Origin of the sequence: Rahnella sp. WP5 (genome assembly GCF_000745615.1) — a bacterium.
GTDB classification, from domain to species: domain Bacteria; phylum Pseudomonadota; class Gammaproteobacteria; order Enterobacterales; family Enterobacteriaceae; genus Rahnella; species Rahnella aceris.
The window spans coordinates 117,722-143,073 of sequence record NZ_JQJR01000013.1 but is presented as its reverse complement, the minus strand read 5'-3'; the positions used below and the strand labels follow the sequence as shown (position 1 = coordinate 143,073).

Genomic DNA, 25,352 nt, shown 5'->3' with positions numbered 1-25,352 from the left:
GTGCCCTGTTGGGCTTGAAAGGAATGATTTTATGACTGTTTCCCGCGTTCATCTGACCCCGCATATGCACTGGGATCGCGAATGGTATTTCACGACGGAAGCCTCGCGGATCCTGCTGGTCAATAACATGGCGGAGATCCTCGTTCGTCTGGAAAATGACGCTGACTATCCGTTCTACGTGATGGACGGACAAACGGCGATCCTCGAAGATTATTTTGCGGTTTGCCCGGAAAACCGCCAGCGGGTGAAAGCGCTGGTCGAAGCCGGAAAGCTGATCATCGGCCCGTGGTATACGCAAACCGATACGATGGTGGTCAGCGGTGAGTCCATCCTGCGCAATCTGCTGTATGGCATGCGTGATTGCCGCGAGTTTGGCGAACCCATGAAAATCGGCTATCTGCCCGATTCCTTCAGCATGTCTTCTCAGCTACCGCATATCTTTAATGGTTTTGGCCTGCAACATGCCATGTTCTGGCGCGGGTGCTCGGAACGCCACGGCACGGATAAAACCGAGTTCCGCTGGCAGAGTAACGACAGCAGCGAAGTCACCGTGCAGGTGCTGCCGCTGGGTTATGCGATCGGCAAATATTTACCAGAGGATGAAGAGGCACTGCGCGAGCGACTGGATAAGTATTTGCCGGTGCTGGAAGCCGCGTCACTGACCGGCGATATCCTGCTGCCCAACGGCCATGACCAGATGCCGATACAACAAAATATCTTTACCATCATGGAGATGCTGCGCCGGATCTATCCGCAACGCAGTTTCCAGCTCAGCCGTTTTGAAGACATTTTTGAACGTATCGACGCCATCAAACCGCAACTGGCGCTGTTGCGCGGGGAGTTCAACGACGGCAAATACATGCGCGTTCACCGCACCATTTCCTCGACCCGCATGGACATCAAACAAGCCAACGCAGCGATTGAGAACAAAATCGTGAACGTGCTCGAACCCTTGTGTTCCATCGCCTGGCAGTTAGGTTTTGATTACCATCACGGCCTGATCGAAAAAATGTGGAAGGAAATCATGAAGAACCACGCACACGACAGCATCGGCTGTTGTTGCAGTGACAAGGTTCATCAGGAAATCATGTCGCGCTTTATTCTCGCCGACGACATGGCCGAAAACCTCATTCAGTTCACGATGCGCAAAATCATCGACAACCTGCAACCCGACGGTCACACCGCTGACCGGCTGGCGCTGTTCAACTTCTCCCTGCATCCGCGGCAGGAAACGGTCAATACCACCGTGCGGATCCGTGCCTCCTCTTTCAGCCTGACCGACGACCAGGGTCATGTTGTACCGTATTTCATCCGCGAAGCGCGGGAGATCGACCCGGGGCTGGTGGACAGGCAAATTGTGCATTACGGCAATTACGATCCGTTTATGGAATACGACATTCAGCTTTGCGCCACGCTGCCTGCGATGGGTTACGTGACGTTAAACGTCACGCCGCACCAGCCGGGGATTTTGCTGCCTGCGCCGCAGGGAGAAGACGCGCTGGAAAACGATTATTACCGTGTGACGGTTAACCCGAACGGTACGCTGGATATTCTTGATAAACAGACATTCCGCCGCTATCAGCAGGTACTGGAGCTGGAAAACGGCTCGGATGATGGCGATGAATATGACTATTCTCCGGCGCGCGATGAGTGGCTGCTCACCTCTGGCAACCTGGTGGCCGGGGTCAGCTATCAGCATCAGCCGTGGCAAAGTACCGCGACCATTTCTCTGACAATGCCGCTGCCGCGTACGCTGGAAGATCGCGCAATGCGAACACTCAACAGTGAAATCCCCGTGACCATCAACGTGACGCTGGCAAAGAACAGCCGCCGGATTGAGATCGAAATGGCGCTGGCAAACCATGCTGAAGATCACCGCCTGCGGGTGCTGATCCCCACGCCGTTTGCCAGCCAGACGGTGGTGGCTGACAATCAGTTTGGTTGTATCACCCGTCCGGTAAGGGATCCGGCGATGGAAAACTGGCAAGCAGAAGGCTGGAAAGAAGCGCCGGTGCCGGTGTGGCAACTGATGAATTTCGCGGCGTTACAGGACGGCCATCAGGGGCTGGCACTGTTTACCGAAGGGTTACGCGAGTTTGAAGTGGTGGGGGAGCGGCACGATACCTTTGCGCTGACACTGTTCCGTGCCGTTGGTGTTTTGGGTAAGGAAAATCTGTTGCTGCGTCCGGGACGTCCTTCCGGCATTAAAATGCCGACACCCGATTCCCAGATGCCCGGCAAACAGGTTTATCGTTTTGCACTGTTTGGTTTCAGCGGCGACCACATTCAGGCCAGCGTGATGCAACATGCGCGTGATTACCTGACGCCGGTGCGTACTTACAACAAAATCCCGTATGACGCGATGAAGTTAAACCTGACGAATAACAAGACGCCATCCCGCTTCAGTCTGATGCAGAAATGCATTTCAGGTTCGGTGCTCAGTGCGCTGAAAAAAGCCGAAGATGAAGAGGCGCTGATTGTGCGGGTTTATAACCCGTCGGAAACGCAAAGTCTGCAAGACAGCCTGCAGGTGAACGCCGTCGTCACCGGATGGCAGGAAGTGCGCATGGATGAAACGCAGGCATCTTCTCAACATAAAAAAGGTGACCTGGGGACGTTTAAACCCTGTCAGTCAAAGAGTTTTCGCGTTCATTTTTAACGTTAAAGGGATCCAAAAATAGAAAACGGAGCCCGAAGGCTCCGTCGTCTTTTCTTAGCAATCGCGCGGCAATGAGGGAGCCACGCGGATGTTTCAGGTTTTTAAGCCATATTCCCGACACAGGAGTGAAACATCGCAAATTGCCTTTTACGTTAGCGGCGTCCCAAAAGAACACCGATAACAATACCGATTGCGGCACCTGCACCGACGCCATACCACGGATTATCTTTCACATAATCATTGGCAGTCGCCGCCGCATCGCGTGCCTGCTGACTTAATTTTTCGCTGTTGAAACGCGCACGGGTTTCACGCAATACACCCTGTGCTTTGCTGCGGATTTTATCCAATTCATCCTTGGATTTATCACCTGCAGACTGAAGCACTTCATCCAGCGTGTCCGCCAGCAGGGTTACGTCCTGATCGATATTTTTTTCTACTTTATCTGTTCTCTTAAACATTCCGTCTCTCCTTGTGTGACTGTTGTATTAAGCATAGACCATAATGTTGTACCGGATGGTTCTTTAAGGACAAATGCCTATGATTTTGGACCTTTTAAGGCCATGGTACTGTGTCAGAAGTCAGGCGGGACGAGGGCTGGCGTGATGCGGCTCAGATTTCTCTGCAAAACAAAATCCGCGTTACAGCCGATAACATTTTTAGCCCGTTTTGAAGGCCAAACCTGTTTATACTGTTTATTCCACTCTCAGTGATCTCATTTTCGGGTCCGCCCATGTCTTTAAGTACATTGCGTTCTAACGCTCTGCTCAACAAACGCATTTTGTCGTTCATGCTGTTCACTTTCGTTGTTTATCTGACCATTGGTTTGCCGCTCGCGGTGTTGCCGGGCTTTGTGCATAACACGCTGGGATATAACTCGGTGCTGGCGGGGCTGGTGATCAGTGTTCAGTATTTCTCGACGCTCATCAGCCGGCCGCACGCCGGGCGATATGCCGATCTCCTTGGCCCGAAACGGGTGGTCATTTTTGGCCTTATTTGCTGCGGGATCAGCGGTATTTTTTACGCGATGGCGTTTTGGTTTTCGGCGTTTCCGCTGGCGAGCCTGCTGATGCTCTGTGTTGGCCGCATCTTTCTGGGTATCGGTGAAAGCTTCGGCAGCACCGGAACCACGCTGTGGGGAATTGGTGCGGTAGGCGCGAAACATACCGCGCGCGTGATTTCCTGGAATGGTGTGGCGACTTACGGCGCAATGGCCGTCGGTGCGCCGCTCGGCGTGTTACTCAACCATGCTTACGGGCTGATGGGGGTGGCGGTACTGATTATCGTCGCTGCCGCGTTTGCCGCCATACTGGCCAGCATGAAAGCCGCGATTTCCGTCACCGCCGGTAAGCGGATTGCATTCAAAGCGGTGGTCGGGCGCATCTGGCTGTATGGCCTCGGGCTGGGATTCGGCACCATCGGGTTCGGCGTTATCGCCACCTTTATTACCCTTTACTACGCTGATAAAGGCTGGAGCGGCGCGGCATTCACGCTCACCTTATTCAGCCTCGGATTTGTCGGCGCGCGCCTCGTCTTCGGCAACATGATTAACCGGTTCGGCGGCCTGCGGGTCTCACTGGTGTCCTTTGTGTTTGAAGTCGCAGGGTTACTGATGATCTGGCTGGGCCACGATCCGTTGTCGGTGCAACTGGGCGCCTTTCTTACCGGTTCCGGCTTCTCGCTGATTTTCCCTGCGCTGGGTGTGGAAGCGGTAAAACAGGTACCGCCACAAAATCAGGGCACGGCGCTGGGGCTGTATTCCGCCTTTCTGGATCTGGGGCTCGGTATTACCGGACCGGTAGCCGGGCTGATTATTTCGCATTTTGGGACGCCGTCTATTTATCTTGCGGCGGCATTTATGGTGGTGATTGCCTGGCTGCTGACCCTCAGATTGTGGGTAAATACTTCGCGGCAATCTCCTGCTGAATAGCCCTTAAAATTGCAGGGTTAAGGCATTTAGATAAATCCTAAATACGCCGAAATCGGGGATAAACGCATTGTCTGGCAGAGTTATTGCGGTAAGGTCGCCTTGCGGTTAAAGAAGCGAGGAGCAACCATGTATTTACGGCCAGATGAAGTGGCACGTGTTTTAGAAACCTCTGGGTTTGAACGTGATTTTATTGATGATAAAGCTTACGGTTACCGCCGGGGCGAGCATTATGTGTATGTAAACCGGGAAGCGCGGTTTGGCCGGACTGCCCTGGTAATACACCCGGCGCTGAAAGAGCGCAGTGAGCGTTTTGCTGAACCCACAGCATCGTTTCGCAGCAGTGAAGCCTACAAGAATTTCCCGCTGGATGTCTCCAGCGACAATGAAACTTACTATGGCATTTGCCATGGTTTCAGTTCACGCCAGATCCTGGCGAGCTATCTGGACAACGTGTTCAGATAATCCGGCGACGGAACAGAAACAGACAGCGCTGATTTCACCAGCGCTGTTTCCTCAGGTTTTTATCTCATTTCAGCGGCAACAAAATATCGGTTTGCTGCGCATGCTCCGGTAATTCCTGATCAAGATGCAGGTAGCGGAAATAAACCGGAAAATCCCGTAATTCCTCTCCGCTGTGCGGCAACCATTCGCGATAAAGATAATAAACACTGTCACTTATCCGGTCATACGCTCCGACGTGTCGAACCACCGCGCAACGTCCACCCGGCAGCGTTTTGCCGATCACTCCCTGCGGATTTTCCGGCACGGTGCCATTAGCCTGCGGGTTAAGTTCGCCGCAGACATCGAAGCGGAATTCCTCGCCCGGCGTGACCATCGGATCGTTATACGGAATACCGTAAGTGCCGCGCTGTGTGTAATCCGAAAGCCCGGAAGCTTTGCGCCATTCGATAAACGTTGCGACCGTATTGCTCACCCGCATCGGATCCCCGAGATGTTCCAGCACCGCGACCTGCATGGGTTCCACTTCAATGATTTTGACTTCCATATTTTCCAGCCTCTGCTGATTTTCCCTGCCGGGAAATTGAAAATGCACATGCCAGTCGACCCAGACAGGATTTTTGCGAAACTCGCTGGGGCTCAGGCCAAAAGTGTTCCTGAAGGCACGGGAAAACGACTCCGGGTTTTCAAATCCGGCATCCAGCGCGATACCAATCACCTTCTCGTGCGGGTTTTGTACCAGCCGGAACGAGGCGCGTTTCAGACGCATCAGCGTGATGTAGCGGCTGACGCTGACCCCACAGAACTGGCTGAACTGCCGGTGAAAGTGAAAACGTGAGAAACAGGCGACTTCACTTAGTTGCTCCACGGTCATCGGACTGTCCAGATACTGTTCTATATAGGTAAATACCTGCTGAAAACGTCGCTGATAAAGCTGGCTTTTGTCGTGATTCATTTCCTCTCCTTCATGGCGTTTACTTTGCCCGCCGTGTGAGGGGTTGTCCTGACTGAGATTGCTTTTTCAATGCAGCAGAAAAGAAAATGGCCCGGGTAAGGGCCATTTCTGAGGCGAACCGGAACGTTAAACCAGATGGATTTGGTTATAGGTTTCGTTGTAGTCGCGGCGAAACTGCGCCAGCTCGAAGGGTTCGATATCCAGTTCGGCAAAATAGAACAGCGCCAGCTCGGCGTGTTCGCTGCTTAACTGTGGCGGCAGATGCGCGCGTACTAAAATGTTTCGCCAGCGGACGATATTCTCTTCCGAGGGATCTTTAATAAACGTCTGATAAATAAAAACAACATAAGCAGCTTTGCGGATTTCTTCAGCATAGCCACCGCTGATTGAGCGGATAAACATCTGGCTCTGACGTTTGCCCATTTCCAGCAACATGGAATCGATATAAACCGGCTTTATTTTCAACAGACTGGCGAGAGAATCATTCGCTTTACGGGTATCTGCTGTCATAAACCAATAACCCACAATAAAAACCACAACAATTGCAGCAAGCATAATCCATATCATTCTGGACTCTGGCCTCCGGCCTTTTCTGGCGTGATGTGAAAGGTGCATGCAACACCCGATGCTGCGAGTTTATCTGCTAATCAGGGTAAATACGTGAAGGAGTGACAAAGAATTTTCGCTTCGTGAAGGTGCTGAGCCTTCACGAAGCGGGGTTTGGCTCTAGTGAGCCGGTGTTTGCTGGCACAGATACTGATAAATTTGCTGAGTATCTTTATCCGAGCACAGACGCGTACCGATATTGAGTGTTGCCGCGCTACCGGCGGCCACGCCAAAGCGAACCATGTCGAGTAAATCAGCCCCTTCGGCCAGTTTGAGGGTCATCGCGCCGACCATGCTGTCACCTGCGCCAACGGTACTCATTTTTTTCACCGGCGGTGGGACAACCTGGAATGAGCTGTTCGCGTCCACGGCCAGCGCACCTTGTGGCCCCAGAGAAACGACCACGCGTTCAGCACCACCGTCACGGATAATTTGCTGAGCTGCAGCCAGAACATCCCCCGGATTTTCCAGAGAATGCCCGACCAGCGCGGCCAGTTCATTCTGGTTCGGTTTGACCAGCGCCAGCCCGCCGAGCTTCAGGCCCGCGGCCAGTGCATCACCCGAACTGTCAAGAATGCAGCGTAAACCGGCTTTCTGCGCTTTCCTGATTAACTCTGTCAGTGCCGTAATGTGCGTGCCCGGTGGCAAACTGCCGCTGATGACCAGTATTGAGCCGGCAGGGATCTTTTCGATTTTCGCGCTAAGGCCCGCGAATTCAGCCTCCGTAAGTCGCGCGCCCGGCATCACGAAACGATATTGTTCGCCGGTATTTTCGGTGTGAACGTGCAGGTTCTGGCGGGTCCAGTCCTGGGTTTCCAGCGTGTCTGTGGTGATCCCCTCGTCGTGCAGCAACTGAACCAGATGTGCACCTGTCGGGCCTCCCGTCGGAAATAATGCGGTAGCCTGGCCGCCCAGATAAACAATGGCACGCGCTACATTAATACCGCCGCCGCCGGGTTCGAACACAGGGGCCGTACAACGCAATTTACCTTCCGGGTAAATCTTAGGGGTGAGAGTGGCACTGTCGAGCGAAGGTGCCAGTGTGAGTGTGACTATTTTGGTCATTATCGTTCCCTCAATTTTCCAAAAACTGAATTCAGGTTAGCATCCTGACCTGTTTTTGCAGCACCTGATTGGCGATTTAACGCGCGAGATCAAACTCCCTTGCGGTTCAACATAATGTCACTGTAAGGTCACTCCATGTTCATTGAATCAGTATAAAAACGCATGAACTTTTAAGGAGTGAAAGATGGCCAGAAACATTGAGATCAAAGCCAGGGTAGATGATTTCTCTGCGCTGTATGAAAAAATCGCGCTGCTTTCTGATGGATTGCCGGACATCATTGAGCAGGACGACACTTTTTTCGTGTGTCCGCACGGACGCCTGAAATTGCGCACATTAGCGCCCGATCGCGGCGAGCTGATTTTCTATCAGCGTCCTGACAAGGCGGGACCGAAAACCAGCTTCTACACACTTTCAGAAACGCATGATCCTGACAGTCTGCGCGAAACCCTGACGCTGGCCTATGGCGCTGCCGGACGGGTCATCAAACAGAGGACTCTTTTTATGATCGGACAAACCCGTCTGCATCTCGACAGGGTAAAAGGGCTGGGCGATTATCTGGAATTCGAGGTTGTGCTTGCGGATGATGAAACGCCTGAGCAGGGCATTGTCATTGCAGAAGACTTACTGGAAAGGTTGGGGATTGACCGCCAGGAACTGGTGGATCAGGCGTATGTGGATTTGCTGAATGCGAAAGGCAAACACCTTCACGAGTAAATTTATAATCACCGCCTTCATATCAGGAAGGCGGCAATAGGTTGAAAGTTACTTCGTTTCTTCCAGCGAATATGGCAGCGGCTGAATGCTCAACTGGCTGGTCGCGTCATCGCGCACCCGCAGACTGGCATCGGCTTCCAGATCATTATTCAGCACGGCCTGAACCCAAAGCGTGCCGTCGCTGAGCTGAACGGCTGCCAGAACGGTGCCGGTCCGGCGCCAGTTTTCACCCAGTTGCAGTTCGAGATCGTCCGCCGGGGCAGGCACTTTGCTCGCTTTACCTGCCAGCCAGTACAATGCACGTTTGTTCGCACCGCGGTATTTTGCTCGCGCCACCATTTCCTGCCCGGCGTAGCAGCCTTTGGTAAAGCTGATGCCATCGAGCGCATGAATATTGGTGGCCTGCGGGATAAACTGCACGGCGTTGGCGGTATCAATCACCGGGAACCCGGCTTCGATATCCAGCGCCAGCCATTGCTGGCTGTCGTTGCGTTGTGCCTGTTCACCCAGTTCTTCCACCACCTGACGGGCTTTTTCCGGGCTGGTGACAATCAGATAACGTTCGGCTGGCAGGGAGAAATGCAGCAGTGTGGTTTCATCTTGTTGTACGACCTGCTGTTCAGCCGTTGGCAAGGTTGAAAAAAGCCCGGTCAGAGCAGCACTGGCCTGAAAACCGGCCACACCGAGTAACACCACATCGTCATCGGCAGTGAACGTCACTTTAGAAAATACGGCGTACTTTTTGATTTCTGTAAGCTGTGTGTCGCGCAAATTGCGGCGTTCAATAAACGCCATACCATCGCCACGCTTGAACAGGCGCAAATTACTCCACATTTTCCCTTTCGCATCACAGTGCGCACAGAGAATATGCTGATCGGCGGCCAGCGCATCGACATCCGCAGTGACCTGGCCTTGCAGGTATTTCACGGTGTCTGCGCCGGTCATGGTCACCAGTGCCCAGTCTTCCAGTGAAATCAATGTCAGCGGCAGGTGAGAAGACGCTGAAGGTTTTTGCGGTGGAAAGGGAAATTCGTTAGCCATTTTCTAATCCCGGTCAATGAAATGTGACTGATGCCCCATGGTAAAAGAGCCCATCCGCTTTGAAAACAGTTATTGGTGCCTTTTCCAGGACGCCTTCCAGAGAATGTAAGACAAACGACAGGTTTGCATCAGGTTTTCCAGCACATCACAGAGATTGACAAAACAGGGCACTGAAAAGTTACGCCCCTGCGCAACGGGCTGTTAGAATCGCTTTCTATATAAAAGAATTCTCATTCTGTATCCTAAAAAAGAGTCTTGTTATGGAAAGCAAAAACCAACTGGATATTAATAATCGTTCCCGCGTTCACTGGGCCTGCCGTCGTGGCATGCGCGAGCTGGATATCTCCATCATGCCGTTCTTCGAATATGAATATGATTCGCTGAGCGAGACCGATAAAGAAGTATTTGTCCGCTTGCTGACCTGTGATGATCCGGATCTGTTCAACTGGCTGATGAATCACGGCGAACCGAAAGACACCGAATTGCAGCGTATGGTCGCCCTTATTCAGACTCGAAACAAAGCCCGTGGCCCTGTGGCGATGTGATCTCAGGGTGTCCTGGCGCAGTCAGCTTATTTCACTGGGATGTTACGGTGCAGTGATGTTGCTGATTTTGCTGGCACCCTGGCCTGCGGGTTACTGGCCGGTATGGATGACGTTGCTTTTGCTGGTGTTGTTTGAATGCATCCGCAGCCAGCGGCGTATTACAGCACGCACAGGTGAAATGATCCTGCTCGAGGATAACCGTCTTTTATGGCGCGGCCATGAATGGCAGATTAAACAGCCGGTATGGATGATAAGCCACGGCGTACTGCTCTCGCTTCGTCGCGAAAAACGTAAAGGCGGGCTGGCGCAGGCGATGCGCAGTTCAAGGCAGCGGTTATGGCTGGCGTCGGACAGCATGAGTCTGGAAGAGTGGCGGCGGTTGCGACAGATATTGCTCAGTGGCACTCCGCGTAGCCCGGTAAAACCGGGCTGAGAGGGGCATGTCCATGGAAGGCTGACGCCGTGTTCTTATGCTGCGTTAAAGCAGGGCGTCCATTTCCAGCAGGATCTGTTCGCACCATTGTTGCAGGCGCTCTTCGGTGAGATCGAACTGGTTCACATCATCCAGAGCCAGCCCGACGAAATGCTTGCCGTCCGCACTCAGCGGTTTCGGGCTGGTAAACTCAAAGCCTTCTGTCGGCCAGAAACCAATGAAATGCACGCCAAGGGGAACCAGCTGATGATAAAGCATGCCGAGCGCGTCAAGGAACCATTCGCCGTAGCCGAGTTGGTCGCCCATGCCGTACATGGCGACGATTTTGCCGCGTAGTTTCAGCGTTGGGAGTTGATTCCAGACCGCTTCCCAGTCTTCCTGGATTTCGCCAAAATCCCATGTCGGGATGCCCAGGATCAGGATGTTGTAATCTTCCATTCTGTCGGGATCAACATCTTTTATGTTATGCAAATCAACCAGTTCTTCGCCCAAAATATCGCGGATTTTTTCCGCTGCCATTTCGGTGTAACAGGTGCTGGAACCGTAGAAAAGTCCGATCTTCATACTTGCTGCCATAACGTTATCAGAATACGAATGGCAGCCAGTGTAGCAGATTTGGGCGCATGAAAGGCATAATGGCCGTCGTGAGTAAGAGGAGTCGGGATGCCAAAACAAGATAATGCGAATCCTCAGGATGTTACGCCTGAGCCGGTGACACCAGCGGTTAATGAGGCCGATCAGAGCCTGACTGAGCAGTTTCTGGATATGCTCTGGATTGAGCGCAATCTCGCGGAAAATACGCTGTCATCCTACCGTCAGGATCTGAAATCATTGCTGGGCTGGCTGCATCATAACAATACCGATCTCCTGCACGTCAGCGCCGAAGATTTACAGTTGTTCCTCTCCGAGCGTATTGAGGGCGGATACAAAGCCACCAGCTCGGCACGATTACTTAGCGCGATGCGTCGCCTCTTTCAGTACATGAACCGTGAGTCCGTGCGTCAGGATGACCCGACCGCGCTGTTGTCTTCGCCTAAATTACCGCAACGCCTGCCGAAAGATCTCAGTGAGGCGCAGGTAGACGCATTGCTGGCGTCACCGAGTGTCGATGTGCCTCTTGAACTGCGTGATAAAGCCATGCTGGAGCTGCTTTACGCCACCGGTTTGCGTGTTTCGGAACTGGTCGGGCTGACGCTCAGTGATCTGAGCCTGCGCCAGGGTGTGGTGCGGGTTATCGGTAAAGGCAACAAAGAACGGCTGGTGCCGATGGGCGAAGAAGCCGTGTACTGGATCGAAAATTATTTCGAACACGGCAGGCCGTGGCTGCTGAACGGACAATCGCTGGATATCGTGTTCCCCAGCAACCGGGCGCAGCAAATGACACGCCAGACGTTCTGGCATCGCATCAAACACTATGCGATTCTTGCGGGCATTGATGCGGAGCGGTTGTCTCCCCACGTTCTGCGCCACGCTTTCGCCACCCACTTATTGAATCACGGTGCGGATCTGCGCGTCGTGCAAATGTTGTTAGGTCACAGTGACTTATCGACCACACAAATCTATACCCATGTAGCGACTGAACGACTCAAACTGCTACATCAACAACATCATCCCCGTGCATAACAGGCCGGAGAAAAAGGACGACATGATGAAAAAAGGTTTAATGCTGCTGACACTTCTGGCTGCGTGTATGAGCTCCGCGGTCCATGCTGATGAAGCAGCAATCAAAGCCACGCTGGGCAAACTGGGCATGAGCCATGCCGACATCCAGCCTTCGCCGGTAACCGGCCTGAGTGCGGTTTCTACCGACAGCGGCACCCTTTACATTACCGACGACGGCAAACACGTTTTGCAAGGCCCGCTGTATGACGTCAGCGGCAGCCATCCGGTTAACGTCACCAACAAAGCGCTGGTGAAGAAGATGGATGCGTTACAAAACGAGATGATCATTTATAAAGCCAAAAATGAAAAGCATGTGATCACGGTGTTTACCGATATCACCTGCGGCTATTGCCACAAGCTGCATCAGCAGATACAGGACTATAACGATCTTGGCATAACCATCCGTTATCTGGCCTTCCCGCGTCAGGGGCTGAATTCCAAAACCGAGAAAGACATGCAATCTATCTGGTGTACAGGCAACCGCAAAACCAACTTTGATGCGGCAATGCGCGGCGATCACATCACGCCGGCAACCTGTAAAACCAGTGATATTGCGAAGCAATTTGAGCTGGGCGTTCAGTTCGGCGTAACTGGCACTCCGGCCATCGTGCTGGCAGACGGAACTTTGATCCCTGGTTATCAGCCGCCGAAAGAAATGGCTGCCATGCTCGACCAGCAGGATCCTTCACATAAAACCGGTGGTTGATTTTTCGTGACCTTGCAGACTCAACTTCGCCGTCGTGAGGCGGCGACTGGCGTGGATCTTCCCGCCGAACTCTCCCCGCTGTTACGCCGGCTGTATCTCGCTCGCGGTGTGACACAAAGCCACGAGCTGGAGCGCGGCGTGCGCGGTATGCTGCCTTATCAGCAGCTTGATGGCATTGATACCGCCGTTGCCTTGCTGCAAAAAGCGCTGGCTGAGCGTCTGCGCATAATTATCGTTGGCGACTTCGATGCTGATGGCGCGACCAGTACGGCGCTGACGTTGCTTTCCTTGCGCAGCATGGGCTGCGGTAATCTGGATTATCTGGTGCCGAACCGTTTCGAAGACGGTTATGGTCTCAGCCCGGAAGTGGTTGAACAGGCGGCGTCGCGCGGTGCAGAGTTGATCCTCACCGTCGATAACGGCATTTCTTCTCACGCGGGCGTGACGCTCGCCCATGAAAAAGGCATTCAGGTGCTGATCACCGATCACCACTTGCCGGGCGAAATATTACCGGATGCCGAAGCGATCATTAACCCGAATCTGGTCGGTTGCGAGTTTCCGTCCAAATCGCTGGCGGGTGTCGGTGTGGCGTTTTATCTGATGCTGGCGCTGCGCAGTGCATTACGCGAAAGTGGCTGGTTTGAACAAAACGGTCTGGCGATCCCCAATCTCGCGGAGCATCTGGATCTGGTGGCGCTCGGCACGGTAGCGGACGTTGTGCCGCTTGATACCAACAACCGCATCATGGTGTATCAGGGGCTGAACCGCATTCGTGCCGGAAAATGCCGTGCGGGGATCCGCGCGTTGCTGGAAGTGGCCGGGCGCGAAGCCCGTACGCTGTGCGCCAGTGATTTAGGTTTTGCGCTTGGACCACGGCTGAATGCCGCCGGACGTCTTGATGATATGTCGGTTGGCGTGGCGCTGTTACTCAGTGAAGACATCGGTCAGGCGCGTGCGCTGGCAAGCGATCTGGATGCGCTGAACCAGACCCGCCGTGAGATAGAGCAGGGCATGCAGGTCGAAGCGCTGGCGCTGTGTGACAAGCTGGAAAGCAGTACCGACGCGCTGCCGTTCGGGCTGGCGATGTATCATCCTGAGTGGCATCAGGGGGTGGTCGGCATTCTGGCATCACGTCTGAAAGAGCGTTTTAATCGCCCGGTGATTGCGTTCGCACCGGCGGGTGAAGGCATTCTGAAAGGGTCCGGTCGTTCGATTGCCGGATTGCATATGCGCGATGCGCTGGAACGTCTCGATACGCTTAATCCCGGTCTGATGATGAAATTCGGCGGACACGCGATGGCAGCCGGTTTGTCGCTGGAAGAGAGCAAGTTCGACGAATTTCGTGATCGTTTCGCTGCACTGGTCGGTGAATGGCTGGATCCTTCGCATCTGGAAGGTGTGGTCTGGTCGGATGGCGAGCTGTCGGCCCGTGAACTGACGATTGATACGGCTGAAATGCTGCGCGACGGCGGCCCGTGGGGACAGGCGTTCCCGGAACCGACCTTTGACGGCAGGTTCCGTATCCTGCAACAGAAACTGCTGAAAGAGCGTCATCTCAAGCTGATGATTGAACCCGTCGGCGGCGGTCCGTTGCTCGATGGTATTGCTTTTAATATCGATCCGACTTTCTGGCCGGACAGCAGCATCCGCGAAGTGCAACTGGCCTACCGGCTGGATATCAATGAATTTCGGGGAAATCGCAGCGTTCAGTTGATTATCGAACATTTATGGCCGAAATAAGCGATTTACGCCGGTAATAAACCCTGCAAAAAAACGGCTCCTTGCTATAAAAAGACCGCTAATTCCGTTAGAATCTGCGGTTCGAATGGCATTGGGCCAACTCCGAATCTAACGTAAGACGCGAAAAATCATGTTTGAAATTAATCCGGTTAAAAACCGCATTCAGGACCTGTCCGAGCGGACAGTCGTTCTTCGGGGGTATCTTTGACTATGATGCCAAGAAAGAACGCCTCGAAGAAGTAAACGCCGAGCTGGAACAGCCGGACGTCTGGAACGAGCCAGAACGCGCACAGGCGCTGGGCAAAGAACGTTCCTCACTGGAAGCTATTGTTGAAACCATCGATGAGTTGTTGCAGGGCGCGGAAGATGTGACCGGCCTGCTGGAACTGGCTGTTGAAGCCGAGGATGAAGACACCTTCAACGAAACGGTTGCCGAACTCGACGTACTGACCGCCAAACTGGAACAGCTTGAATTCCGCCGCATGTTCTCCGGCGAATACGACAGCGCGAGCTGCTACCTCGATATCCAGGCCGGTTCCGGTGGTACGGAAGCCCAGGACTGGGCGAGCATGCTGCTGCGTATGTATTTGCGTTGGGCAGAAGCCAAAGGTTTCAAAACTGAAGTTATTGAAGAATCTGACGGTGAAGTCGCTGGCCTGAAATCCGCGACCATCAAGATCATCGGTGATTATGCGTTTGGCTGGCTGCGTACGGAAACCGGCGTTCATCGCCTGGTGCGTAAAAGCCCGTTTGATTCCGGCGGCCGCCGCCATACCTCGTTCAGTTCCGCGTTTGTGTATCCGGAAGTGGATGACGACATCGAAATCGAAATTAACCCTGCCGACCTGCGTATCGACGTATACCGTGCGTCCGGTGCGGGTGGTCAGCACGTCAACAAAACGGAATCTGCGGTACGTATTACCCACCTTCCGACCAATATTGTGACCCAGTGTCAGAACGACCGCTCCCAGCATAAAAACAAAGATCAGGCCATGAAGCAGATGCGTGCGAAGCTTTATGAGTATGAGATGCAAAAGAAAAATGCGGACAAACAGCAGCTGGAAGACAACAAGTCTGACATCGGCTGGGGCAGCCAGATTCGTTCTTACGTGCTGGATGATTCCCGTATTAAAGATTTACGCACGGGCGTCGAAACGCGAAATACGCAGGCCGTACTGGATGGCGACCTGGATAAATTCATTGAGGCAAGTTTGAAAGCCGGGTTATGAGGAACCAAAATGTCTGAGCAACAACCAGCAGCGCAAAGCGCAGAAAACGTACCAGATCTTAACAACGAGCTGAAATCTCGTCGTGAGAAGCTGGCTTTACTGCGCGAATCCGGTATCGCTTTCCCTAACGATTTCCGTCGTGACAGCATCTCTGATGAATTGCATGCGAAATATGGCGAAAAGACCAACGAAGAACTGGAAGCATTAAACATCGAAGTCACCGTGGGTGGCCGTATGATGACCCGCCGTATTATGGGCAAGGCATCTTTCGTGACCCTGCAGGATGTCGGTGGCCGTATCCAGCTTTACGTTGCGCGTGATGACCTCGCAGAAGGCATCTACAACGAGCAATTCAAGAAATGGGATCTGGGCGATATCCTGGGTGCGACCGGTAAACTGTTCAAAACCAAGACCGGCGAACTGTCGATCCATTGTTCTGAACTGCGTCTGCTGACCAAAGCACTGCGTCCGTTGCCGGACAAATTCCACGGCTTGCAGGATCAGGAAGCGCGTTACCGTCAGCGTTATCTCGACCTGATCGCTAACGAAGATTCCCGTAAGACCTTCAAAATCCGTTCTCAGATCATGTCTGGCATCCGCAGCTTTATGGTGGAAAACGGCTTCATGGAAGTCGAAACCCCGATGATGCAGGTGATCCCTGGCGGTGCGGCGGCGCGTCCGTTCATCACTCACCACAATGCGCTCGATATCGACATGTACCTGCGTATCGCGCCGGAACTGTATCTGAAGCGTCTGGTTGTCGGTGGCTTCGATCGCGTGTTCGAAATCAACCGTAACTTCCGTAACGAAGGCGTTTCTCCGCGTCACAACCCAGAGTTCACCATGATGGAACTCTACATGGCGTACGCGGATTACAAAGACCTGATCGTTCTGACCGAGACTCTGTTCCGCACCCTGACTGAATCTGTTCTGGGCAGCAGCGTTGTGCAGTACGGCGACCAAACTTTCGATTTCGGCAAGCCATTCGCCAAGCTGACCATGCGTGAAGCGATCTGCAAATACCGTCCGGAAACTAACGTGGCTGATCTCGACGATCTGGCAAAAGCGACCGCTATCGCAGAATCACTCGGTATCAAAATCGAGAAGAGCTGGGGTCTGGGCCGTATCGTGACCGAGATCTTCGAAGAAACCGCCGAAGCACAGCTGATCCAGCCAACCTTCATTACCGAGTATCCGGCAGAGGTTTCTCCGCTGGCGCGCCGTAATGACGTGAACCCTGAAATCACTGACCGTTTCGAGTTCTTCATCGGTGGCCGTGAAATCGGTAATGGTTTCTCTGAGCTGAACGACGCAGAAGACCAGGCACAGCGCTTTGCTGATCAGGTTTCTGCGAAAGATGCAGGCGACGACGAAGCGATGTTCTACGACGAAGACTACGTGACAGCGCTGGAACACGGCCTGCCACCGACTGCCGGTCTGGGCATTGGTATCGACCGTATGGTTATGCTGTTCACTAACAGCCACACCATCCGCGACGTCATCCTGTTCCCGGCAATGCGTCCGCAGACACAGAAATAAGTTTTCCTCAGAAACACCAGAAGGGCGCTCCGGCGCCCTTTTTCATGCCACAGATCACGGCATATGCTAACTGCTTAAAACTCCAGCGCTTATCCGCAATCACGTCTTGCTCCGCCGTCGTAACCGGTTATAATGCCAGTCGCACACCGATGCGGGTGTAGTTCAATGGTAGAACGAGAGCTTCCCAAGCTCTATACGAGGGTTCGATTCCCTTCACCCGCTCCAAAAGCTTCTTCCTCAAATCTGTTCAATACCCCAAAAAATTCACTACCCAATCCCGATTATTCGTATTTCCTGTACGTCGTTTCTGCATGTCTAAATTTTGAACTCAAAAGTTTAAAAATGATGCAAATCAGCTCCCTCCCCTGCGAAGGGGAGGGTTGGGGTGGGGTATTAAGGTCAGATCGCAATGCGGAAACATCGACTGTTTTAGGGTTTGCTAAACCCCCACCCAGCCTCCCCCTTCGCAGGAGGAGGAGCACACCTGCAATCCCTGCAACTCCTTGCAAACCATTAAATTTATCTGGAATCATCACCTCAGTTTCGTTCTTAGCCACTTGGTTTAGTCACGCGCTTTACGCTATAGTCGCGTCGCTGCGGCAAAATCCGCAGCCGGGCGTGAGAACTCGAACTCTACTGGAAACGGCACAATTTCTGTTGTGCGAAAACATCAGCTTAGTTAGATGGAGTTCTCAATGAACCTGTATCAGTTATTCACCTTTTTACCTTTCCCCCATTCCCCTGTGATCCTGACCTCAGGAGCACAAACTCATGAATAATCAAGACTGGCATCAGGCAGATATTATTGCGGCGTTACGCAAGAAGGGTACGACACTGGCGGCGGTATCACGGGCTGCGGGGTTAAGTTCTTCGACGTTATCGAACGCGCTTTCACGTCCGTGGCCGAAAGGGGAAATACTGATTGGTCAGGCAATTGGCGTGCATCCTGCGGTGATCTGGCCGAGCCGTTATTACAACCCGAAAACACATCAGTTAATTGAACGCCGTACACGAAATCATTAGGTGCAAATTATTGAGCGGGCAGGGCATCAGTAATGATGATGATCCTGCCCGCTCGTTTACGCTAACAGCAATTACTTATTCTTCACCTGCAATCCGCGTGGCAGATTATTGTTATCCACCTGCGGTAAACCGGTAGAGGCGGAAGAAGTCAGCAAGCCTGTCTCAACGTAGTTTTGCAGCTTCTCGCGGGTATCGGTGATATCCAGATTACGCATGGTCAGTTGACCAATACGGTCATCCGGTGAGAACACAGAATCGCCTTTTTCCATGGTCAGACGTTCTGGTTTGTAAGTCAGGTTTTCAGACACCGTATTCATGATGGTGTAGTCATTACCGCGACGCAGTTCCAGAGTCACTTCACCGGTGATTTCGCTGGCGACCCAACGCTGTGCGGAGTCACGCAGCATCAGAGCCTGCGGATCGAACCAACGGCCCTGATACAGCAGACGACCCAGTACACGGCCATTTGCGTGATATTGCTCGATGGTGTCTTCGTTATGAATACCGGTCAGCAGACGCTCGTAAGCGATGTGCAGCAGCGCCATTCCCGGGGCTTCGTAGATGCCACGGCTTTTGGCTTCGATAATACGGTTTTCAATCTGGTCGCTCATCCCCAAGCCATGACGACCGCCGATGCGGTTGGCTTCCATCATCAGCTCCACGCTGTCGTCAAAGGTCACGCCATTCAGTGCGACAGGATAACCACGCTCAAAACGGATGGAGACTTCTTCCGCTTTCACGACCACATTCTCGTCCCAGAATTTCACGCCCATAATCGGGTTAACGATTTTGACGCCGGAATCGAGGAATTCCAGATCTTTGGCTTCGTGCGTTGCGCCCAGCATGTTGGAGTCAGTGGAGTAGGCTTTCTCGGTCGACATTTTGTAATCGAAACCGGACTGAATCATGAATTCGGACATCTCATGACGGCCACCGAGTTCATCGATAAAGTCGGTATCCAGCCACGGCTTATAAATCTTCAGTTCAGCATTGGTCAGCAGACCGTAACGGTAGAAACGTTCAATGTCGTTACCTTTATATGTGCTGCCGTCGCCCCAGATATTGACGCCGTCTTCTTTCATTGCGGCAACCAGCATGGTGCCGGTCACGGCACGGCCCAGCGGCGTGGTATTGAAGTAAGTCACGCCCGCCGTAGTGTTATGGAATGCGCCACACTGAATGGCGGCAATCCCTTCTGCAACCAGTTGTTTACGGCAGTCAATCAGGCGGGCTTTCTCTGCACCGTACTCCATCGCTTTACGCGGAATGGCATCGTAATCTTCTTCATCAGGCTGACCCAGATTGGCCGTGTAGGCATAAGGAATCGCCCCTTTTTTCTGCATCCACAGCAGGGCTGCACTGGTGTCCAAACCGCCGGAGAATGCAATCCCCACACGCTGATTGATAGGAAGGTGCTTGAGAATAGTTGTCATCGGTTAAATCCTGTATGAATGGGGGTCTGTCTGCTAAAAGTTTCAATGCCTATATTGATATCGCAAAACCGGCGTTGGGTAAAAGACATTTTGCATATTTATGTAAATTTTACCGCATAACTATCTAATTGTCATGCACTGCAAAACGCCTTATCGCTCATTCTGTTTCTGGAAAAAATTCAGCAGTAACTGCCATAGATGATGCGCTGCGGGCGTGAAACGCCGGTCTGAATTGCGCAATAAATGGCACTGGGCTTCGGTGGCGATAGGGTGATCAATGGGAACCGCCACCAGAATGTCGTGCTCGATGCGTTCGCCTGCCGCCTGTGCGCTCATAAAGGAAATCCCCATGCCTGAAATGCTCAGGCTCATGGCCGTCGAGAACAGGTTACAGCGGTAGGCAGGGGTGAACAAAAAACCTTTGCTCTGGAACATCGCGTTCATGTGGCGTTGCAAACCAAACGTCTCACTGAGCGAAATCAGCGGGTGCTTGTTCAGTTCTTCGATCGAGACTGTTTTCAGATGTGCGATCGGGTGCTGCGGATTGACCACTGCGCAGATCGGCCCCCACGGAAAACTGTGGCGCTTCAGTTCCGGGTTACCAATCGGGCCAAACGCCAGTGCCATATCGGCCTCACCCTGGACAATCGACGCCAGTGTTTCCTGCATATTCCCTGCGACAATTTCCACAAAAACATTGGGATAGGATGTCGCAAAGTTTTTCAGTACGTGTTCGACAAAGGTATCAACCAGTCCGGCACCGACGCGAATGGTGACTGCGCCGCCTTTCATATAGCGCAAATCTTTTAAATGTCGCTCCAGTTTTTCGCGACGTATCCGGCTTTCAAAAAAATCATCCGCCAGCAGTTTTCCTGCATCGGTCAGCACCACTGTGCGTCCGCTGCGTTCAAGTAAGGGCAGTTGCAGTGTGCGTTCCAGCAGGGCGATCTGACGGCTGATCACCGAAGCGTTGACGCCAAGAATATCGGCCGCACGGCGGATCCCGCCCTGGATCCCCACCTCGTAGAGATAACTGATCTGCTTCTCGTGAAACATCTGGCTCATCGGTGTTCCTGGTGTCTGTTGACCAAAAGGCAACAATATAGTCATTGAAACGACATTTATATTATGTGATGGGTTGTAGATAATCAAAATTGACGACAAAACAGACATCGGGAAATTTCATGCCAACCGTGTATGACTATCTGCAACAACATGCCTCGCTGATCCTCAGTGATATAAAGCGCCTGGTTCAGGCCGAATCCCCTTCGCTGAATAAAGTGGCGGTTGACCGTTGCGGAGACGTCCTGCAAAGCATCATGGCGGAGCGGCTGGATGTGCAGGCGCAGGTTTGCCCGCAGGAAAAACTCGGCAATCATCTGCTGTTCAGTGTCGGTCACGGGACGCAGGTGACCAGTATTCTTGGCCATTTCGATACTGTGTGGGAATGCGGTGAGCTGGAGATGGTGGAAAAAGACGGCCGGTTGTATGGGCCCGGTGTGCTGGATATGAAAGGCGGGCTCGTGCAGGCAATCTGGGCGGTGCGGGCGCTGGTACAAACCGGCGTGCTGTCGCCGCATCGCATTCAGTTTATTTGTCCTTCGGATGAAGAACTCGGCAGCCCGTCATCGCGTAAATGGATTGAACAATGTGCTGCTGATTCCGGACGGGTTCTGGTGGCTGAACCGGCTGTGGCGCGCACCCATGAGGCCAAAATTGCCCGTAAAGGATCCGGCCGGTTTGAAGTGAAAATCACCGGTCGTTCGGCCCATGCGGGCAACAATCCGGAAGATGGCATCAGCGCGATTGAGGAAATGGCGCATCAGATTTTAGCCCTTCACAGCCTGAATGCCCCAGAGGCTGGCACGACGGTCAACGTCGGTCTGGCAAGCGGTGGCGGTAAAATTAACGTGGTCGCCGATCATGCCGTACTGGGTGTGGATTTACGTGTGACCAATATGGCAGAGGCCGCGCGCGTGGAAGCGGCCATCAAGGATTGCCAGCCGCATCTTGCCGGTGCGCAGGTGGTGGTCACCGGCGGGATGTCCCGCCCGCCAATGGAACAGACACCGCAGAATTTAGCGCTTTTTTTGCAGGCGCAGCATGCTGCTGAACGACTGGGAATTACGCTGAAAGGCAAAGCGGTCGGCGGCGGCAGCGACGGTAATTTTACGTCGGCGCTGGGTATCCCCACGCTCGACGGACTGGGTGCGACAGGCTCCGGCATTCATGCCCGGGACGAGCATATTATTATTGATGATATTCCGCTGCGGGCAGCATTGCTTGCTGAAATAATTCTGGGCAGCGGGGAAGTAGCCATATGACATGTTGATAAACAGTGCATGAAATAAAATACCCGGGCCCTTTATTGGTGCGTCATAAACCAAAATGGTGCAATGAATTCCCGGTTATTTCATCGCGATTGAATGATTTTATTAAAAAGCCTTTATTACGATGAGGGCTATTTTTCGTTTTTATTTTTTATCTGTTTTTTAACTATTTTTACTGTTTATTAAAAAGTGAAAGTTGGCACGTTTCCTGCTCTCTTGTCTGTGGTTAAAAATAAAAATGAGCAGAAATCAGGTGCTGAATGAATAACCTGTTTTCTCACATGACATTGATTGAAAACTGACAGGAATTGTATTCCTGATTTTTTATTGCAGACAGATACCAGAGAAGGAACGTTAGTATGAGTGACACACGAATATCAGAACAGAGAGCCACCCCTGAGGTGGATGAGTGGAAAGTCGGTAAGGGGGCATACGTGTCGCTTATTGTCGTTATCCTGCTGTTTTCTGGTGCATTTTTAAAGGTGGATGGCATGGCGTGGCTGGGAGCCTTTGACTTCACCACGCTGGGCGGTTCGTTCGGTACCATGAAAGGTGAAACCAGCACGTTTGTCGGGGCGGGCGGTGTCAGTGCGAAAGCCGGTTTCCTTTTTGCCTTATCTCTGGTGCCGACGGTCATGCTGGCACTGGGATTATTAGAAATATTTACGCACTACGGGGCTATCCGGGCTGCACATAAATTATTAACACCACTGCTTAAGCCGATATTAGGCATTCCCGGCCACACCGGTCTGGCGTTAATTACCGATCTGCAAAGCACTGACGCCGGCGCTGCATTAAGTAAAGAGCTTTACGATAATAAACAGGTCACAAAGAAAGATGTGGTGATCATGGGCGCATGGCAATATTCCGGTGCCGGTCTGATCAACAACTATTTCTCCATCGGTTCCGCTATGTTTGCATCATTAACCATGCCGGTGATTATTCCGCTGGTGGTGATGTTCGTGATGAAATTTGTCGGCGCGGTATTTGTCCGCTTTGTGTTGAACACCGTTTATAAAAGAGATTTTGAAAATGAGTAATGCCACCCGAGTTTCCTCAAACCCGTTCGATATTTTCGTGGTCGGTGCCCGTAAAGGTTTCAATATTGCTATCAATAATCTGATGCCTAACGTGGTAATGGCTTACGTCATTTCAGAAATGCTCAATCTGCTCGGCGTAATGACGTTGGTGGGGCACATTTTCGCGCCACTCATGGGGTTGCTGGGATTGCCCGGTGAAGCCGTTACCGTGCTGCTTACATCATGGCTATCGTCTTCGGCGGGTACGGGTGTAGCTATCAGTTTGCTGACCAAAGGCACGCTGGATATGACGCAGATTACCATCCTGGCACCGGCAATTTTCCTGATGGGTTCTCAGTTGCAATACATGGGACGCCTGCTTGGCGTGGCGGATGTGCCGAAAAAATACTGGCCTCTGCTGATGCTGACCAGCGTACTGAACGCCATTATTTCGATGATCCTGATGCGAATTTTTGCCTGATTTTCGATTGCACTGTTTTGAAAATGAATTTACCGGAGTGTTTACCCGTGTCGAAAGCTATTGAACATTATCAACATTTACATCTCATCCCTGAACTGGGTTTTACCGAATTTAAAACATCGGCTTATATCGCGCAGGCGCTTGAAGATGCGGGGTTTAACGTCACGCGTCATGTGAACGGCACCACAGGAATTATTGCTGAAATCGACAGCGGCAAGCCCGGTCCGGTCATGGCGTTGCGTGCCGATATGGATGCACTCGGCCATATCATTGATGGCGAGCTGGTGGCGCGCCATACCTGCGGCCACGATGGTCACTCCTCTGTCGTGCTCGCAGCGGCGCAGGAAATCATGCAAGAAGGTATGGTTAAAAAAGGCCGCCTGAAAATTTTGTTCCAGCCCGCTGAAGAGCTGGGCACCGGCGCCCTGGCCATGGTGGAAGGGGGCGCCATTGATGATGTGGATATGCTGCTGGGGTTCCATGTGCGGCCACTTGAAGAATGCCCGATGGGGCAGGCGGTGCCCGCGATGTATTACTCTGCCTGTGCGACGGTGGAGGCGATTATCACCGGCGTTCCTTCTCACGCGGCGCGCCCGCACCTGGGCATTAACGCGCTGGATGCCGCCGTGGCGGCGGTTCAGGCAGTGAATACTATTCATCTGGCACCGAGCCTGACATACAGCGTGAAAGCCACCCGTTTCCTGTGCGATGCGGGTGTGACGAATTCTGTGCCAGCGGAAGCCCGCGTGTGCTGGGATTTGCGTTCGCAGCACAATGAACCGATGGATGAACTGAAAGCAAAGGTGCTTCGTGCGATTGAGCACAGCGTGGCGGCGCTGGGTGCCACCGCGGAAATTCATGTGATGAAAGAGATGCCTGCGGCAGAAGTCGACAGTGACGTAACCGCGATTATCGCGGAATCTGTTACAGAAGTTTTAGGTGCAGAGGGCCTGACTGAACCGAAATTTACACCGGGCAGTGAAGATTTCTTCCACTATTCACGCCAGCGTCCGGCCATTAAAACCGGGTTCTGGGGACTGGGCGCGAATCTCACGCCCGGGCTGCATCATCCTGATATGCGCTTTGATCTCGACGCTTTGGAGATTGGTGTCAGGGTATTTAAAGGCTGCGTGAAAAGAGTGCTGGGATAAGCATTACGGCGCGTCATTGTTTTAAAAACATGCCCGGCTTTTGTCGGGCATTGCCTTACATTCCCTCCAGCGGCAGCACATCCAGCGGTTTCACTTCCCTGAGCACAAACGAGGTTTGCATCTCTTTGATGCCCGGCAGACGACGCACCACTTCCATCGCGAAACTGGAAAAACTGTCGAGATCTTTAGCGACCACCTGCAACAGAAAATCCGCATCACCGGCAATCGCGTAACAGGCAATCACCGAAGGCAGCGCCCCCACTTCCTGCTCGAAACGTTGCGCATCTTCCTCGCTGTGACTGTCGATTTTCACCCGGATAAACGCCAGCAACCCCAGCCCGATTTTTTTCCTGTCGATGTTCGCCTGATAACCGGTGATTATGCCGCTGTCTTCCAGCTGTTTCATGCGCCGCCAGCAGGGAGAAGCGGCCATGCCCACTTTTTCCGCCAGCTCCTGATTGGTCATTCGGCCCGAACCCTGAAGTTGTTTGAGAATGCGAAGGTCTGCCGGTGAAATTTCAGATACGGACATAATCTGCCTTTTAAATGTGATTTTAAGAAAGAGATAACCAGATTAGGGCATTTTACGGCGGGAAAAGAAAGCACCTTTCAGCGGCCAGGCGCTATCATTTTT

General features: G+C 52.7%; 25 protein-coding genes and 1 tRNA gene. 17 read left to right on the top strand and 9 right to left on the bottom strand.

The genetic code is table 11. The features are described from left to right. Positions 1 to 31: 31 nt before the first annotated feature. Entirely contained in the window at positions 32 to 2,659 is a 2,628-nt protein-coding gene (mngB, locus tag EX31_RS13540) for a mannosylglycerate hydrolase (protein WP_037035222.1), read from the top strand. Between the two features lie 152 nt (positions 2,660 to 2,811). Here the strand turns inward: mngB and EX31_RS13535 are convergent, their stop codons facing one another. Then, positions 2,812 to 3,117 (bottom strand): ElaB/YgaM/YqjD family protein, encoded by a 306-nt coding sequence (locus EX31_RS13535; RefSeq protein ID WP_013574100.1) that lies wholly within the window; start codon positions 3,115 to 3,117, stop codon positions 2,812 to 2,814. Between the two features lie 272 nt (positions 3,118 to 3,389). Here EX31_RS13535 and EX31_RS13530 point away from each other — a divergent pair, with 272 nt between their 5' ends. Continuing rightward, positions 3,390 to 4,586, top strand: coding sequence for an MFS transporter (locus EX31_RS13530; RefSeq protein WP_051931030.1), 1,197 nt, complete (start codon positions 3,390 to 3,392; stop codon positions 4,584 to 4,586). A 126-nt stretch (positions 4,587 to 4,712) separates the two neighbouring features. Beyond that, complete coding sequence (locus EX31_RS13525) at positions 4,713 to 5,048, top strand: DUF2002 family protein (protein ID WP_013574102.1); 336 nt, start codon at positions 4,713 to 4,715, stop codon at positions 5,046 to 5,048. 64 nt (positions 5,049 to 5,112) lie between these two features. On the opposite strand, the gene EX31_RS13520 is transcribed toward EX31_RS13525, so the two are convergent. From EX31_RS13520 to pfkB, 3 genes are all read right to left on the bottom strand, one after another. Further along, positions 5,113 to 6,000, bottom strand: coding sequence for an AraC family transcriptional regulator (locus tag EX31_RS13520; protein ID WP_037035221.1), 888 nt, complete (start codon positions 5,998 to 6,000; stop codon positions 5,113 to 5,115). Between the two features lie 126 nt (positions 6,001 to 6,126). Continuing rightward, positions 6,127 to 6,567 (bottom strand): DUF1198 domain-containing protein, encoded by a 441-nt coding sequence (locus EX31_RS13515; protein ID WP_013574104.1) that lies wholly within the window; start codon positions 6,565 to 6,567, stop codon positions 6,127 to 6,129. A 159-nt stretch (positions 6,568 to 6,726) separates the two neighbouring features. Further along, the gene (pfkB, locus tag EX31_RS13510; RefSeq protein ID WP_037035220.1) at positions 6,727 to 7,671 is read right to left on the bottom strand and encodes a 6-phosphofructokinase II; all 945 of its coding nucleotides are present in this window, start codon (positions 7,669 to 7,671) and stop codon (positions 6,727 to 6,729) included. 184 nt (positions 7,672 to 7,855) lie between these two features. On the opposite strand from pfkB, the gene EX31_RS13505 reads away from it, so the two are divergent. Next, positions 7,856 to 8,386, top strand: coding sequence for a class IV adenylate cyclase (locus EX31_RS13505; protein ID WP_013574106.1), 531 nt, complete (start codon positions 7,856 to 7,858; stop codon positions 8,384 to 8,386). A 48-nt stretch (positions 8,387 to 8,434) separates the two neighbouring features. Here EX31_RS13505 and ygfZ read toward each other — a convergent pair whose 3' ends face one another. Further along, the gene (gene ygfZ, locus EX31_RS13500) at positions 8,435 to 9,427 is read right to left on the bottom strand and encodes a tRNA-modifying protein YgfZ (RefSeq protein WP_013574107.1); all 993 of its coding nucleotides are present in this window, start codon (positions 9,425 to 9,427) and stop codon (positions 8,435 to 8,437) included. A 278-nt stretch (positions 9,428 to 9,705) separates the two neighbouring features. On the opposite strand from ygfZ, the gene sdhE reads away from it, so the two are divergent. Both sdhE and EX31_RS13490 read left to right on the top strand, forming a co-directional pair. Next, positions 9,706 to 9,972 (top strand): FAD assembly factor SdhE, encoded by a 267-nt coding sequence (gene sdhE, locus EX31_RS13495; protein ID WP_037035260.1) that lies wholly within the window; start codon positions 9,706 to 9,708, stop codon positions 9,970 to 9,972. Then, a complete protein-coding gene (locus EX31_RS13490; RefSeq protein WP_013574109.1) occupies positions 9,953 to 10,405 on the top strand; it encodes a protein YgfX in 453 nt (150 codons plus the stop codon). The genes sdhE and EX31_RS13490 overlap by 20 nt, the downstream gene beginning before the upstream one ends. 45 nt (positions 10,406 to 10,450) lie before the next feature. On the opposite strand, the gene fldB is transcribed toward EX31_RS13490, so the two are convergent. Further along, positions 10,451 to 10,969, bottom strand: a complete 519-nt coding sequence (fldB, locus tag EX31_RS13485; RefSeq protein WP_013574110.1) for a flavodoxin FldB — start codon at positions 10,967 to 10,969, stop codon at positions 10,451 to 10,453. 99 nt (positions 10,970 to 11,068) lie between these two features. On the opposite strand from fldB, the gene xerD reads away from it, so the two are divergent. From xerD to EX31_RS13450, 7 genes are all read left to right on the top strand, one after another. Then, positions 11,069 to 12,028: a site-specific tyrosine recombinase XerD gene (gene xerD, locus EX31_RS13480; RefSeq protein WP_072012276.1), complete on the top strand. Its 960-nt coding sequence runs from the start codon at positions 11,069 to 11,071 to the stop codon at positions 12,026 to 12,028. Between the two features lie 25 nt (positions 12,029 to 12,053). Then, complete coding sequence (dsbC, locus tag EX31_RS13475) at positions 12,054 to 12,773, top strand: bifunctional protein-disulfide isomerase/oxidoreductase DsbC (protein WP_037035219.1); 720 nt, start codon at positions 12,054 to 12,056, stop codon at positions 12,771 to 12,773. Between the two features lie 6 nt (positions 12,774 to 12,779). Beyond that, entirely contained in the window at positions 12,780 to 14,513 is a 1,734-nt protein-coding gene (recJ, locus tag EX31_RS13470) for a single-stranded-DNA-specific exonuclease RecJ (RefSeq protein WP_037035218.1), read from the top strand. A gap of 130 nt (positions 14,514 to 14,643) precedes the next feature. Then, a protein-coding gene (gene prfB, locus EX31_RS13465) for a peptide chain release factor 2 (protein WP_156106975.1) occupies positions 14,644 to 15,742 on the top strand; the annotation gives its coding sequence in 2 pieces (ribosomal slippage) (positions 14,644 to 14,718 and positions 14,720 to 15,742; 1,098 coding nt in all). A 9-nt stretch (positions 15,743 to 15,751) separates the two neighbouring features. Further along, positions 15,752 to 17,281: a lysine--tRNA ligase gene (lysS, locus tag EX31_RS13460; RefSeq protein WP_013574115.1), complete on the top strand. Its 1,530-nt coding sequence runs from the start codon at positions 15,752 to 15,754 to the stop codon at positions 17,279 to 17,281. A 151-nt stretch (positions 17,282 to 17,432) separates the two neighbouring features. Next, positions 17,433 to 17,506: transfer RNA gene (locus EX31_RS13455), tRNA-Gly, on the top strand. A gap of 546 nt (positions 17,507 to 18,052) precedes the next feature. Next, positions 18,053 to 18,304: a helix-turn-helix domain-containing protein gene (locus tag EX31_RS13450; RefSeq protein WP_013574116.1), complete on the top strand. Its 252-nt coding sequence runs from the start codon at positions 18,053 to 18,055 to the stop codon at positions 18,302 to 18,304. Between the two features lie 71 nt (positions 18,305 to 18,375). On the opposite strand, the gene argG is transcribed toward EX31_RS13450, so the two are convergent. Together argG and EX31_RS13440 are read right to left on the bottom strand one after the other, a co-directional pair. Further along, entirely contained in the window at positions 18,376 to 19,737 is a 1,362-nt protein-coding gene (gene argG, locus EX31_RS13445) for an argininosuccinate synthase (protein WP_015689414.1), read from the bottom strand. A gap of 150 nt (positions 19,738 to 19,887) precedes the next feature. Next, positions 19,888 to 20,793: a LysR family transcriptional regulator gene (locus EX31_RS13440; RefSeq protein ID WP_037035253.1), complete on the bottom strand. Its 906-nt coding sequence runs from the start codon at positions 20,791 to 20,793 to the stop codon at positions 19,888 to 19,890. Between the two features lie 128 nt (positions 20,794 to 20,921). On the opposite strand from EX31_RS13440, the gene EX31_RS13435 reads away from it, so the two are divergent. The 4 genes from EX31_RS13435 (at position 20,922) to EX31_RS13420 (ending at position 24,718) form a co-directional block, all read left to right on the top strand. After that, a complete protein-coding gene (locus EX31_RS13435; RefSeq protein ID WP_037035216.1) occupies positions 20,922 to 22,061 on the top strand; it encodes a M20 family metallopeptidase in 1,140 nt (379 codons plus the stop codon). A 365-nt stretch (positions 22,062 to 22,426) separates the two neighbouring features. Then, positions 22,427 to 23,107 (top strand): nucleoside recognition domain-containing protein, encoded by a 681-nt coding sequence (locus EX31_RS13430; RefSeq protein WP_015689416.1) that lies wholly within the window; start codon positions 22,427 to 22,429, stop codon positions 23,105 to 23,107. Continuing rightward, positions 23,100 to 23,567, top strand: coding sequence for a YjiG family protein (locus EX31_RS13425; protein WP_013574121.1), 468 nt, complete (start codon positions 23,100 to 23,102; stop codon positions 23,565 to 23,567). The genes EX31_RS13430 and EX31_RS13425 overlap by 8 nt, the downstream gene beginning before the upstream one ends. A 47-nt stretch (positions 23,568 to 23,614) precedes the next feature. Further along, positions 23,615 to 24,718 carry an amidohydrolase gene (locus EX31_RS13420; protein ID WP_037035214.1) on the top strand — a complete coding sequence of 368 codons (1,104 nt, stop codon included), beginning with the start codon at positions 23,615 to 23,617 and terminating at the stop codon, positions 24,716 to 24,718. A gap of 55 nt (positions 24,719 to 24,773) precedes the next feature. Here EX31_RS13420 and EX31_RS13415 read toward each other — a convergent pair whose 3' ends face one another. Continuing rightward, on the bottom strand, positions 24,774 to 25,250 hold the full coding sequence (locus tag EX31_RS13415; RefSeq protein ID WP_037035211.1) for an Lrp/AsnC family transcriptional regulator: 477 nt from the start codon (positions 25,248 to 25,250) through the stop codon (positions 24,774 to 24,776). Between the last annotated feature and the right edge of the window lie 102 nt (positions 25,251 to 25,352).

What these genes read in the sequence shown, in the direction of transcription:
- mngB (WP_037035222.1), top strand. Translation starts at nt 32, where the DNA reads ATGACTGTTTCCCGCGTTCATCTGACCCCGCATATGCACTGGGATCGC.
- EX31_RS13535 (WP_013574100.1), bottom strand. Translation starts at nt 3,117, where the DNA reads ATGTTTAAGAGAACAGATAAAGTAGAAAAAAATATCGATCAGGACGTA.
- EX31_RS13530 (WP_051931030.1), top strand. Translation starts at nt 3,390, where the DNA reads ATGTCTTTAAGTACATTGCGTTCTAACGCTCTGCTCAACAAACGCATT.
- EX31_RS13525 (WP_013574102.1), top strand. Translation starts at nt 4,713, where the DNA reads ATGTATTTACGGCCAGATGAAGTGGCACGTGTTTTAGAAACCTCTGGG.
- EX31_RS13520 (WP_037035221.1), bottom strand. Translation starts at nt 6,000, where the DNA reads ATGAATCACGACAAAAGCCAGCTTTATCAGCGACGTTTTCAGCAGGTA.
- EX31_RS13515 (WP_013574104.1), bottom strand. Translation starts at nt 6,567, where the DNA reads ATGATATGGATTATGCTTGCTGCAATTGTTGTGGTTTTTATTGTGGGT.
- pfkB (WP_037035220.1), bottom strand. Translation starts at nt 7,671, where the DNA reads ATGACCAAAATAGTCACACTCACACTGGCACCTTCGCTCGACAGTGCC.
- EX31_RS13505 (WP_013574106.1), top strand. Translation starts at nt 7,856, where the DNA reads ATGGCCAGAAACATTGAGATCAAAGCCAGGGTAGATGATTTCTCTGCG.
- ygfZ (WP_013574107.1), bottom strand. Translation starts at nt 9,427, where the DNA reads ATGGCTAACGAATTTCCCTTTCCACCGCAAAAACCTTCAGCGTCTTCT.
- fldB (WP_013574110.1), bottom strand. Translation starts at nt 10,969, where the DNA reads ATGAAGATCGGACTTTTCTACGGTTCCAGCACCTGTTACACCGAAATG.
- xerD (WP_072012276.1), top strand. Translation starts at nt 11,069, where the DNA reads ATGCCAAAACAAGATAATGCGAATCCTCAGGATGTTACGCCTGAGCCG.
- dsbC (WP_037035219.1), top strand. Translation starts at nt 12,054, where the DNA reads ATGAAAAAAGGTTTAATGCTGCTGACACTTCTGGCTGCGTGTATGAGC.
- lysS (WP_013574115.1), top strand. Translation starts at nt 15,752, where the DNA reads ATGTCTGAGCAACAACCAGCAGCGCAAAGCGCAGAAAACGTACCAGAT.
- EX31_RS13450 (WP_013574116.1), top strand. Translation starts at nt 18,053, where the DNA reads ATGAATAATCAAGACTGGCATCAGGCAGATATTATTGCGGCGTTACGC.
- argG (WP_015689414.1), bottom strand. Translation starts at nt 19,737, where the DNA reads ATGACAACTATTCTCAAGCACCTTCCTATCAATCAGCGTGTGGGGATT.
- EX31_RS13440 (WP_037035253.1), bottom strand. Translation starts at nt 20,793, where the DNA reads ATGTTTCACGAGAAGCAGATCAGTTATCTCTACGAGGTGGGGATCCAG.
- EX31_RS13435 (WP_037035216.1), top strand. Translation starts at nt 20,922, where the DNA reads ATGCCAACCGTGTATGACTATCTGCAACAACATGCCTCGCTGATCCTC.
- EX31_RS13430 (WP_015689416.1), top strand. Translation starts at nt 22,427, where the DNA reads ATGAGTGACACACGAATATCAGAACAGAGAGCCACCCCTGAGGTGGAT.
- EX31_RS13425 (WP_013574121.1), top strand. Translation starts at nt 23,100, where the DNA reads ATGAGTAATGCCACCCGAGTTTCCTCAAACCCGTTCGATATTTTCGTG.
- EX31_RS13415 (WP_037035211.1), bottom strand. Translation starts at nt 25,250, where the DNA reads ATGTCCGTATCTGAAATTTCACCGGCAGACCTTCGCATTCTCAAACAA.